Annotated in this window: 3 protein-coding genes and 1 pseudogene; 2 read left to right on the top strand and 2 right to left on the bottom strand. The window is 77.4% G+C overall.

The genetic code is table 11. From position 1 onward, the window contains the following. Positions 1-39: 39 nt before the first annotated feature. Positions 40-942, bottom strand: a complete 903-nt coding sequence (locus ACFV8H_RS15835; RefSeq protein ID WP_380400048.1) for an NAD(P)-dependent oxidoreductase — start codon at positions 940-942, stop codon at positions 40-42. Next, complete coding sequence (locus ACFV8H_RS15830; protein WP_380400046.1) at positions 939-2,069, bottom strand: acyltransferase family protein; 1,131 nt, start codon at positions 2,067-2,069, stop codon at positions 939-941. The genes ACFV8H_RS15835 and ACFV8H_RS15830 overlap by 4 nt, the downstream gene beginning before the upstream one ends. 248 nt (positions 2,070-2,317) lie before the next feature. On the opposite strand from ACFV8H_RS15830, the pseudogene ACFV8H_RS15825 reads away from it, so the two are divergent. Then, positions 2,318-5,260, top strand: a pseudogene (locus ACFV8H_RS15825) (type I polyketide synthase); the annotation flags it as partial. Positions 5,261-5,366: 106 nt separating this feature from the next. After that, positions 5,367-11,948 carry a thioester reductase domain-containing protein gene (locus ACFV8H_RS15820; protein WP_380400044.1) on the top strand — a complete coding sequence of 2,194 codons (6,582 nt, stop codon included), beginning with the start codon at positions 5,367-5,369 and terminating at the stop codon, positions 11,946-11,948. The last annotated feature ends 22 nt before the right edge of the window (positions 11,949-11,970 follow it).

The following is an 11,970-nucleotide window of genomic DNA, read 5'->3' as shown; positions in this document are numbered from 1 at the left end:
GCTGTGCGGAGTGTCGTGACGGAGGACGGCGGACAGTGTTCAGCGAACAGATGACAGATTTCGAAAGCTGTCGTCGGCGTGCCCGCGCGTGGTCACCGCCTCCATCACGGCCGTCAGCTGCCGGGGCAGGGCCGGGTTGAGGCCGCGCCGCTCGCTCTCGGCCAGCAGGTGGCGGGCGGCCGCCAGGTGGGTGCGCAGCGCCGAGTCCTCGGCCGGGTAGTCGCCCTCGTCGACCTGCCGGGCGTAGCGGGCCAGGAAGGCGCCGATGCCGCCGAACAGCAGCTCGGCGGTCGGCGCGAAGTCCGTCGCGCCGATCCCGGCGGTGCGCAGCAGCGCCGCCGCGTGGAGGAAGCCGTTGAGTCCGGACCAGAGCACGGCCAGCAGGGCGACGTCGTGCAGCGAGGCGAGCCCGGGGCCGTCGCCGAGGTAGGTGGGGCAGCCGCCGAGCGCGGTCAGGGTCGCCTCGTGGGCGCGGAAGGCCGCCTCGGGGCCGCTGTAGAGCACCACGGTCCCGGCGGCTCCGATGGCGTCGGGGGTGGCCAGCAGGGCGCCGTCGAGGCTCCGGGCGCCGTACCGGGCCGCCGCCTCGGCGACGGCGGCGGCGTCCGCGGAGGTGCCGGAGGTGACGTCGACCAGGACCCGGCCGGCCAGGGCGTCCCCGGCGGCGTCGAGGACCTCGCCGACGGCGCGGTGGTCGCCGAGGCAGAGCACGACCAGCGGCGCGGCCGCCGCCGCTTCCGCGGGCGTCGCGGCGAGGTGGGCGCCCCGGGCGGCCGGGCCCTCGGCACGGGCGGCGGTGCGGTTCCAGACGGTGGTGCGGTGCCCGGCGGCCAGGAAGGCGTCGGCGAGCGCCGTGCCCATCAGGCCGAGGCCGAGCACGGCGACGGGGGCGGGGGCGGTAACGGGGGCGGGGGCAGGGGCAGGGCGGCGATCGGTCGTCACGAGGTCTCCTTCGGGCGGTCCGGCAGGGTGACGGGTGCGGTGCGGCGGCGGGGCTCGTTCAGCGCGCGCACACTCGGCTCCTCGACGAGGGCGTGCAGCAGCCAGGCCGCCGCCAGTGATCCGGCGACCAGGACGGCCGTGTACAGCAGCGGCCGGAGCCCGTCGGCGGTGCCGTACGGGTCGAGCAGCGCGTCGCCGTACTCGATCACCAGGTAGTGCGACAGGTACAGCGTCAGCGAGAGGGCGCCCAGGCGCTCGGCCGCCGGGTGGGCGAGCCGGGACGGCCGGCCCAGCCGGTCGGCGTTGGCGGCGCCCACGATCAGCGCGCCCAGCGGCAGGACGGTGATCGCGGCGACGCCGAACAGCAGCGGGGAGAGCTGGTCGAGCGGGTAGAGCAGGGCGAACGCGGCGGCGCCGTGCCAGGTCCGGACGCCGTCGAGCCGGCCCTCCCGGACCAGCCGGGCCAGCACCACGCCGAACAGGAACTCCGGCAGCCGCGCCGGGGGGAAGGTGTAGCAGAGCCAGATCTGGCGGAGCGTCACGCCGAGCCCGAAGGACGGCCCGCCGCTTCCGGGCCGCGCCGCCGTGAGCACCACCGGGATCAGCACGGCGGCCGCGACGGCCGCCGCCGCCCAGGCCCAGAGGTGTGCGGAGCGGATCGCGGCCGCCCGCCGGGCGATGACCGGGAACAGCAGGTAGAAGAGCAGGTCGCAGCAGAGCGACCAGGACACCCCGTTCACCCCGGGGTCCAGCAGGTCGAAGCCGGGTGACCAGGTCTGGACGAGCAGCGCGTTCGGCAGCCAGGCCCACAGCGGCACGGCCCGCCCGGTGGCGGCCAGCAGCAGCACCCCGATCAGCAGGGTCACCAGGTGGGTGGGCAGGATCCGGGCCACCCGGCGGCGCCAGAACACCGGGACGGGCTGCCCGGGCCGCCAGGCCCAGGTCAGCAGGAAGCCGCTGAGCAGGAAGAAGAACGTCACCGCGGCGAACCCGAGGCGGAGCAGGGTGGCGCTCTCGCCGTGCCCGTGGGTCCAGACCAGGCTGGCGTGCTGGGCGACGACGGCCGCGGCCGCGACGAAACGCAGACCGGAGAGCGAGGGCAGCCGGGACGACCTGCCGAGTGCCAAGAGCGTTCCCGAGGTCTCGGAGCGGGTGGGGGAAGCCCGGTGATCGTATCCGAACTCGCCGATGTGGTTTGCTTTTGACGAATCGTCGGAAATACCGGGCCGATTGCATGCTCTGCATACTTTCCTGCTCGAAATGTTGACGGCGGGTCAGATCTGATAGAGATCGGATGCCCGGCTAGGGTGCGTGCGCGATCGTCCGACGTCGCGCCGCCCTGCCCGCCCGCCCAGGACCGGAGACCCACGTGGCCGACAATGACACCCTGCGCCAGTACTTGAAGCGCGTGGTCGCCGACGCCGTCGACACCCGGGAACGCCTGCGCGCCCTGGAGGAACGGCAGTCGGAGCCGATCGCGGTCCTCGGCGCGGCCTGCCGCTACCCCGGCGGCGCCGATTCCCCGGAAAAGCTCTGGCAGTTGGTCGCCGACCGGGTCGACGCGGTCGCCGGATTCCCGTCGAACAGGGGCTGGCCGCTCGACTCCCTGTTCCACCCCGACCCCGACGTCGTCGGCACCAGCTACGTCGAACAGGGCGGATTCCTGTACGACGCCGATCGGTTCGACGCCGAATTCTTCGGGATGTCCCCCCGGGAAGCCCTCGGCACCGACCCCCAGCAGCGCATCCTGCTGGAAATCGCCTGGGAGGCCTGCGAACGCGCCGGAATCCCGCCCGAGGCCCTCCGCGGCAGCCGCACCGGCGTGTACGCCGGCGTGATGTACAACGACTACGGCAGCCGGCCGCAGCTGCCTCGGGAGGACTTCGAGGGCTACCTGTTCAGCGGCAGCGCCCCCGGCGTCCTCTCCGGCCGACTCGCCTATGCCTTCGGCCTGGAGGGCCCCGCCGTCAGTGTCGACACCGCCTGCTCCTCCTCCCTGGTCGCCCTCCACCTGGCCTGCGCGGCGCTGCGCCGCGGCGAGTGCGACCTCGCCCTCGCGGGCGGCGTGACGGTGATGTCCACCCCCGCGGCCTTCCTCGGTTTCTCGCGCCAGCGCGCCCTCGCCCCGGACGGCCGGTGCAAGGCCTTCTCGGCGGCCGCCGACGGGGTCGGCTGGGGCGAGGGCGCCGGACTGCTGGTGCTCGCCCGGCTGTCCGATGCGCGCCGGGACGGCCGGCGGGTGCTCGCCGTGGTACGCGGCTCGGCCGTCAACCAGGACGGCGCCTCCAACGGGCTGACCGCGCCCAACGGCCCCGCCCAGGAACGGGTGATCCGCGCCGCCCTCGCCGACGCCCGGCTCACCGCGGAGGACGTCGACGCCGTCGAGGCCCACGGCACCGGGACGGCGCTCGGCGACCCGATCGAGGCCCGGGCGCTGCTGCGCACCTACGGGCAGCGCTCCGCCGAGCGGCCGCTGTGGCTGGGCTCGCTCAAGTCCAACCTCGGCCACGCCCAGGCCGCCGCCGGGGTGGGCGGGGTGATCAAGACGGTGGAGGCGCTGCGGCGCGGCCGGCTGCCCGCCACCCTGCACGCCGAACAGCCCTCGCCGCACGTGGACTGGGAGTCGGGAGCGGTCGCCCTGCTCACCGAGGCGCGCGACTGGTCCCGGGGCGAGCGGCCGCGCCGGGCGGCGGTCTCCTCCTTCGGCCTCGGCGGGACGAACGCGCACGTGATCCTGGAGGAGGCGCCGCCCGAGGAGGCGGGGGAGGCGCCGGTGGTCCTGCCGGTGGTGCCGTGGGTCCTCTCGGCCCGGTCCGCCCGGGCGTTGGCGGAGCGGGCGCGCGATCTGCTGGCGCTGGTCGGCGACCCGGGAACGGCCCCGGACTTCCGGGACGTCGCCCGGGCGCTGGCCACCACCCGGGCGGCGCTGCCGTACCGGGCGGCGGTGGTCGGCGGTACGGCCGCCGAACTCGTCGAGCAACTGGCGGAGTTGGCGGGGACGGTCGCGGCGGACGCGGTCCGCCGGGTGCCGGGGGAGGTCCGGCCGGTCCTGCTCTGCCCGGACGGCGACGGGCCCGGGCCGGAGGCGGTGGGCCAACTCCGCACGGCCTTCCCGGTGTTCGCCGAGGCGTACCAGGAACTGGACGCCGTGCCCGGGGCGTCGGGCGGCTTCGCCGCGCGGCTGGCGCTCCACCGCCTGTACGCGGCCTGGGGGTTGCGCCCGGCGGCGCTGGTCGGCCGGGGCAGCGGCGCGGTGGTGGCCGCGCACCTCGCCGGGGTGCTCCCGGCGCCGGACGCGGTGGCCCTGCTCGCGGCCCGCGAGCGGCTGCTCCGGCAGGGCGGCGGCGCGGCGGCCCGCGCGGAGTTCCGGGGGGAGTTGGCGGCGCTGGCCCTCGCGGCGCCGACCGTGCCGCTGCTGTCGGCCCCGGGCGGTGGCGAGGAGCCGGCCGGGCGGTGGACGGACCCGGAGGCCTGGGCCGAACGCTTCCTGGCGGAGGGCGGGCCGCTGCCGGAGGGGCTCGTGTCGGACGGGCCGTTGTCGGACGGGTCGCCGTCGGAGAGGCCGCCGTCGGAGGGGCCGGTGCTGAGCCTGGAACTCGCGCCCGGCGAGGAGGCCCCCTGCGCCGTCGTCCGGGAGCTGGCCCGGCTCCACACGGCCGGGGCCGCCGTCGACTGGTCCGCCTTCTTCGCCGGGACCGGCACCCGGCACGTCGACCTGCCGACGTACCCGTTCCAGCGCGAGCGCTACTGGCTGGAGCCGACCGCGCCCGCGCCCGCCGAGGCCCCGCCCGCCTCGCCCTCCGCCCGGTCGGCGGGCGAGGGCGCGCTGGCCCGGAGCCTGGCCGCCCTGCCCGCCGGGGAGCGGCGCGCCCACCTGCTCGACGCGGTGCGCGCCGAGGCGGCCGCCGTGCTGCGGATCGCCGACCCGGCGAGCGTCGAAGTGTCGCGCCCCTTCCGGGAGTTCGGCTTCGACTCGCTCACCGCCGTCCAGCTGCGCAACCGGCTGGCCGCCCTCGCCGGGATTGAGCTGCCGGTCACCGTGCTGTTCAACCACCCCACCCCGGACGCCGTCGCCGACCTCCTGCTCGACCGGCTGTCCGCCGCCGACGGGCCGGCCGCCGCCGACGGTCCGGACGCACTCGCCGAAGTCGACCGGTTGGAAGCGGTGTTGGGGCGGCTGCCGGCCGGCGGCCCGGAGCTGCTCGCGGTCACCGAACGCCTGCGGGAGCTCCTCGGCCGCTTCGGACGGCTCGAAACCGCCACCAAGGACGAGCTGTTCGACCTCATCGACCACGAGCTCGGCCGGGCCCGTACCTGACCGTACGCCCGTACCTGACCGCATGCCCGTACCTGGCTGCGGCTCGCCGCCCGTACCTGATCGCCCGCCCGCCCGGCAGCACGTCCGCCGAGAGAGGAAGCCCAGCATGCCGGACGAGGAGAAGCTCGTCGACTACCTGCGGTGGGTCACCGCCGACCTGCGCGACGCCCGGCGCCGGATCGCCGAACTGGAGTCGTCCCAGGAGGAGTCGTCCCACGACGGGCCGATCGCGATCGTCGGCATGGCCTGCCGCTTCCCCGGCGGCGTCGGCTCGCCCGAGGACCTCTGGCGGCTGGTGCTGGACGGCCGGGACGCCATCACCCCCTTCCCCGCCGACCGGGGCTGGGACCTCGACGCCCTCTACGACCCCGACCCCGAGACGCCCGGCACCAGCTACGCCCGCGAGGGCGGCTTCCTGGACACCGCCACCCGCTTCGACGCCGGGTTCTTCGGCATCTCCCCGCGCGAGGCCACCGCGATGGACCCGCAGCAGCGGCTGCTGCTGGAGACCGCCTGGGAGCTGTTCGAGCACGCGGGCATCGACCCGACGGCGCTGCGCGGCACCGACGTCGGGGTGTTCGCCGGCGCCACCGAACAGTCCTACCTCGGCCCGGACACCCCGGCCGAGTACGAGGGCTACCTGCTGACCGGGCGCCTGGGCAGCGTGGTCTCCGGCCGGATCGCGTACACCTTCGGCTTCCAGGGCCCGGCCGTCACCGTGGACACCGCCTGCTCCTCCTCCCTGGTGGCGCTGCACCTGGCCGCCCGCTCGCTGCGCGACGGCGAGTCCTCGCTCGCCCTGGCGGGCGGCGTGACGGTGCTGGCCTCGCCGCTCGGCTTCGTCGACTTCGCCCGCCAGCGCGGCCTGGCGCCGGACGGCCGCTGCAAGTCCTTCGCCGCGGCGGCGGACGGCACCGGCTGGGCCGAGGGCGCCGGACTGGTCCTGCTGGAGCGGCTCGCCGACGCCCGCCGGCATGGGCACCGGGTGCTCGCCGTGCTGCGCGGCTCGGCCGTCAACCAGGACGGCGCCTCCAACGGGCTGACCGCGCCCAACGGCGGCGCCCAGGAGCGGGTGATCCGCCGGGCCCTGGCCGACGCCGGACTCACTCCGGCCGAGGTCGACGCCGTCGAGGGCCACGGCACCGGCACCCGGCTCGGCGACCCGATCGAGGCGCAGGCCCTGCAAGCCGTCTACGGCGCGGACCGCCCGGCCGGGCGACCGCTGCTGCTCGGCTCGGTCAAGTCCAACCTCGGGCACGCCACGGCCGCCGCCGGGATCGGCGGGGTGATCAAGACGGTGCAGGCGCTGCGCCACGGCGTGCTGCCCGCCACGCTCCACGTGGACGCGCCGACGCCGCTGGTCGACTGGCGGACGGGCGGGGTCGAGCTGCTCACCGAGCAGCGCCCCTGGCCGCGGACCGACGGCCCGCGCCGGGCCGGCGTCTCGGCCTTCGGGGTGAGCGGGACCAACGCCCACCTGGTGCTGGAACAGGCACCGGAGGACGACCCCGAGCCGGAACCGGGCGGTCTCCCCGCCGTGCCCTGGCTGCTCTCCGCCGCCACGCCCACCGCGCTGCGCGCCCAGGCCGTCCGATTGCTGGCGCACCTGGAGCGGCACCCCGACACCCCGCCCCGCGCCGTCGCCGGGGCCCTGGCCGGGCGGCCCGCGCTCAAGCACCGGGCGGCCGTGGTGGGCGCCGACCGGGACGAGCTGGCGAGCCGTCTGCGGGCACTCGCCGACGAAGCGCCCGTGGCGTCCGTGACGTCCGTGGTATCCGTACGGCCCGGCCGGCTCGCCTTCCTCTTCCCCGGGCACGGCTCCCAGCGCCCGGAGCAGGGGCGCGAGCTGTACCGGGCGTTCCCGGCCTTCGCGACGGCCTTCGACGAGGTCGGCGCCGCACTGGACCCGCACCTGCCCGTGCCGCTCGCCGCCGTCCTGGCCGGCGGGGGAGAGCTGGAGCGCTTCGGCTACGCGCAGGCGGCGGTGTTCGCCTTCGAGGTGGCGCTGTTCCGGCTGCTGGAGTCCTTCGGGGTACGGCCCGACGTGGTGGCCGGGCACTCGGCCGGGGAACTCGCGGCCGCCCATGTCGCCGGAGTGCTGTCGCTGCCGGACGCGGCGACCGTCCTCGCCGTTCGGGGCCGGCTGGTCGAGGCGCTGCCCGCCGACGCGGCGGTGGTCGCCCTGGAGGTCTCCGAGGCCGAGGCGGTCGACCTGCTGGCCCGGCACGGCCGCCAGGTCTCGCTGGCGGCGGTGAACGGCCCCGCCTCGGTGGTGGTGTCCGGCGAGTCCTCGGCGGTGGGCGCCGTCGCCGCCGAGGCCGAGCAGCGTGGCCGTCGCACCCGCCGCCTGGCGATCAGCCGGGCCGTGCACTCCGCCGGACTGGATCCGGTGCTCGCCGAGTTCCGGCGTGCCGTGGCAGGCGTCCGGCCGGACACCCGGACGGCCGCGCCGACGCTGCCGCTGGTGTCCACCGTGACCGGCCGCCCCGCCACCGCAGAGGAGCTGAGCTCCCCGGACCACTGGACGGCGCACCTGCGTCGGCCGGTGCGCTTCCTCGACGCCGTCCGCACCCTGGCCGCCCAGGGCGTGGGCACCGTGCTGGAGGTGGGCCCGGACGCGGTGCTGTCGCCGCTGGTGGCCGCCTGCCTCGCCGACGGCGACCGGCAGGTCACGGCGGTGCCGAGCGCACGGGCGGGCTCCGCCGAGGTGCCCGGGCTGGTCGGCGCGCTGGCGGCGTTGTGGACGGCCGGGGTGCCGGTCGACTGGCGCGCCGTCCTCGGCCCGCCCGGGCGGACGGCGCCGGTCGCGCTGCCGACGTACCCGTTCGAGCGGGAGCGGTACTGGCTGACGCCCCCGCGCGTCGCGGGCCGGGGAACCGCCGGGCGGGCGCTCGGCCACCCGCTGCTGACCGGCGTCACCGAACTGGCCGGGCGCGCGGAGTTGGTCCTCGACGGACGGCTGCCCGGCCGGTCCCCGGCCGAGCTGGTGGAGCTGGCGCTGCGGGCGGGCGAGGAGGCCGGGTGCGCGGTGCTGGCCGGGCTGACGGTCGGCTGTCTGCCGGAGCCGCCCGAACGCGGCTCGCTGGAGGCGCAGTTGGTGCTCGCACCGGCGGACGACCGGGGGCGTCGGGCGTTCACCGTGCACACCCGGGCCGGGGGGAGCGGCGGTTGGGCCCCGGTGGCCTCGGGCGCGCTCGGCCGGGGCGGCGCGCGGACGGTCGCCGACGAGGGAGCCTGGCCGCCACCGGGCGCACAGGCCGTGCCGACGGACATCGACGGGGTCACGGCGCTCTGGGGGCTGGACGGCGAGCTGTTCGCCGAACTGGCGCTTCCGGACGGTACGACGGCGGAGGGCTGGGGACTGCACCCGGAGCTGCTGGACGCGGCGGTGCGCTGCGCCGGCCCCGGGCTCGCCGCCGAGTGGCGCGCCGTCCGGCTCCACGCGGCGGGCGCCACCCGGCTCCGGGCCCGGATCACACCCGGGCCGGACGGCACGGCGCTGCGGCTGACCGACCCCGCCGGGCGGCCGGTCGCCGAGGTCGAGGCCGTGCGCCTGCGGGCGACGGACGGGCACGACCGGGCGGCCGCGGCGCAGCGGAACCGCGCTCGGGACGGGCTGTTCCACGTCGACTGGGCGCCGCTCACCCTGCCGTCGTCGGCGCCGCACGTGCGCTGGGCGGTGCTCACCGACGGCGCCGGACCACTGCCGGACGGGGCCGGACCACTTCCGGACGGCGCCGGACCACTTCCGGACGGGGCCCACCGGTTCGCGCGGGTCGAGGAGCTGCTCGGCGCGATCGGCGGCTACGACGCGGTGCTCGCCCCGCTGCTGCCCGGTACCCGGCCCGACGTCCCGGCCCGGGCCCACGCACTGGCGGCCCGAGCCCTGGAGCTGGCCCGGTGCTGGTCGGCCGACCGGCGCGCCACCGGCGTCCCGCTGGTGGTGGCGACCCGGGGCGCCGTGGCCGGGGTGAGCGACCCGGCGGCCGCCACCGTCTGGGGCCTGCTGCGCTCGGCCCAGTCCGAGGCCCCCGACCGGATCGTGCTGGTCGACCTGGACGACGACCCGGCCTCCACCGCCGCCCTCCCCGCGCTGCTCGCCACCGGCGAACCCCAGGCGGCGATCCGCGCCGGGCGGGTGCTGGTCCCGCGCCTGGCCCGGTCCGGGCCGTCCGACGGCGGCTCCGCGACCCCCGCCCCGCCCTGGCCCACCGGCGGCACCGTGCTGCTCACCGGCGGCACCGGCGCCCTCGGAGCCGTGTTCGCCCGCCACCTGGTGCGCCGGCACGGCGTGAGCGACCTGCTGCTCACCGGTCGGCGTGGGCCCGCGGCCCCCGGCGCGGCCGCCCTGGTCGCCGAACTGGCCGCCCTCGGCGCGCGGGCCACCGTCGCGGCCTGCGACGTCGCCGACCGGACCGCGCTCGCGGAGCTGCTGGCCGCCGTCCCCGCCGACCGGCCGCTGACCGCCGTCGTGCACGCGGCCGGGGTGCTGGACGACGGCCTGCTGGCCGCGCTGAGCCCCGAACGGCTGGCGGCGGTGCTGCGCCCCAAGGTCGACGCGGCCTGGCACCTGCACGAGCTGACCCTCCCGCACCGGCCGTCCGCCTTCGTGCTGTTCTCCTCCGTCGCCGGGATCGTCGGCGGGCCGGGCCAGGCCAACTACGCCGCCGCCAACACCTTCCTGGACGCGCTCGCCGAGCACCGGGCCACCCTCGGCCTGCCCGCCACCTCCGTCGCCTGGGGCCTGTGGCAGGACGAGGGCGGGATGGCCGGGCACCTCGGCGAGGCCGATCTGCGGCGGATCGGCCGCAGCGGGCTGCGCCCGGTCACCGCGGCCGACGGCCCGGCGCTGCTGGACGCGGCCCTGACCGGGCCGCGGGCCGCCGTCCTCGCCGCACCGCTGGACCTGGCCGCGATGCGGCGCCACCCCGCCGAGCTCCCGACGGTGTTCACCGGCCTCGCGCCGCTGCCGCCCCGGCCCCGCGCCGGGACGGCGGAGGCGGCGGCGGAGCCGTTCGCCCGGACGATCGGCGCGCTGGCGCCGGAGCGGGCCCGCGCGGAGGCCGTCGAGCTGGTCCGCCGGGAGGCCGGCCGGGTGCTCGGCCACCCCGACGCGGCCGCTGTCGGCGCCGAGGACGCCTTCCCGGCGCTGGGCTTCGACTCACTCGCCGCCGTGCAGCTGCGCAACCGGCTGGACGCGCTGACCGGTCTGCGGCTCGCCCCCGGGGCGGTGTTCGCCCATCCGACACCGGCGGCGCTGGCGGACCACCTGCTGGCGGTGCTCGCCGGGCCGCAGGCACCCGCCGGGGCCGGCACACCGACCGGGGCTCCTGATCGGGCCGGCGCGGAACCGGTGGGCACGGAACCGGTGGGCACGGAACCGCTCGGCGCGGAACCGCTCGGCACGGAACCGGTGGGCGCGGATCCGGGCTACGCGCCCGGTCCGGCCGGGGAGTTCGCCGCCGACGTCCGCCTGGACGAGGACGTCCGCCCGGCCGCCGAGCTCGTCGCGGACGCCGTCGAACCCCGGGAGATCCTGCTCACCGGCGCGACCGGCTTCCTCGGCGCCTTCCTGCTGCGCGACCTGATGCGCTCCACCAAGGCGACCGTGCACTGCCTGGTGCGCGCCGCCGACCCGGCCGCGGCCGCCGAGCGGCTGCGCGAACGCCTGAGCTGGTACCGGGTGTGGGACGAGGTCGAACCGGACCGCCTCGCGGTCGTGGTCGGTGACCTCAGCCGGCCCCGACTCGGCCTCACCGAGCTGGAGTTCGACCGGCTCGCCCGGATCGTCGACGTGGTCCACCACGCCGGGGCCGCCGTCAACTGGCTGCGCCCGTACAGCGAACTCCGGGCCGCCAACGTCGACGGCACCCGGGAGGTGCTCCGGCTGGCCGCCCGGCACCGTACCGTGCCAGTGCACCACGTCTCCTCCACCGCCGTGTTCGCGGAGAAGGGCGCGGAGCCCGGCCCGCGCGCCGTGTCCTCCCCGACCGGCCCGCCGCAGGTGCTGGCCAACGGCTACGCCCAGAGCAAGTGGGTGGCCGAACAGGTGGTGGGGATCGCCCGGGAGCGCGGACTGCCGGTGACGGTGTACCGGGTCGACGTGGTCTGCGGCGACCAGGTCCACGGAGCCTGCCAGACCAGGGACTTCTTCTGGCTGAGCCTCAAGGGCCTGGTCCAGTCCGGGGCCGTCCCGGCCGGGCTCGCGGGCGCGGGCGCCGTCCACCTGGCCCCCGTCGACTACATCAGCGCGGCCGTCACCACCCTGGCCGGGCAGCGCGGGAACGCCGGCCGGACCTTCCACCTGCAGAACACCAGCACCGAGGGGTACGGCGAACTGACCGGCTACCTGCGGGAACTGGGGTACTCGCTGCCCGAGGTGGAGCTCGAGCGGTGGTGCCGGACGGTGCGGGCCCACCCGGGCAACGCGCTCACCCCGCTGCTCGACCCGTTCGAGCGGATCGCCGGCCACCGGGCCGTCCACCCGCTGATGGACGTGTCCGCCGCCGAAGCGGCGCTGGCCGGGAGCGGGATCGCCTGCCCGCCGATCGACCTGCCGCTGTTCCGCCGGTACGTGGACTTCTTCGTCCGCACCGGCTGGCTGCCGCCCCCGACCGGCACCGGCGCCAGCACTGGTACCGGCACCGGTATCGGCACGGGCGCCACGCCGCCCGTGCCCACCGCCTGACCGCGCCCCGCCCGCCCGACCA

Source organism: Kitasatospora sp. NPDC059827 (genome assembly GCF_042731675.1).
Classification (GTDB): domain Bacteria; phylum Actinomycetota; class Actinomycetes; order Streptomycetales; family Streptomycetaceae; genus Kitasatospora.
The sequence above is the reverse complement of the archived record's forward strand: the minus strand, read 5'-3'. Positions and strand labels throughout refer to the sequence as shown.

Bases quoted from the DNA above. Each gene is read 5' to 3' on its own strand.
- ACFV8H_RS15820 (WP_380400044.1), top strand. From the start codon at position 5,367: ATGCCGGACGAGGAGAAGCTCGTCGACTACCTGCGGTGGGTCACCGCC.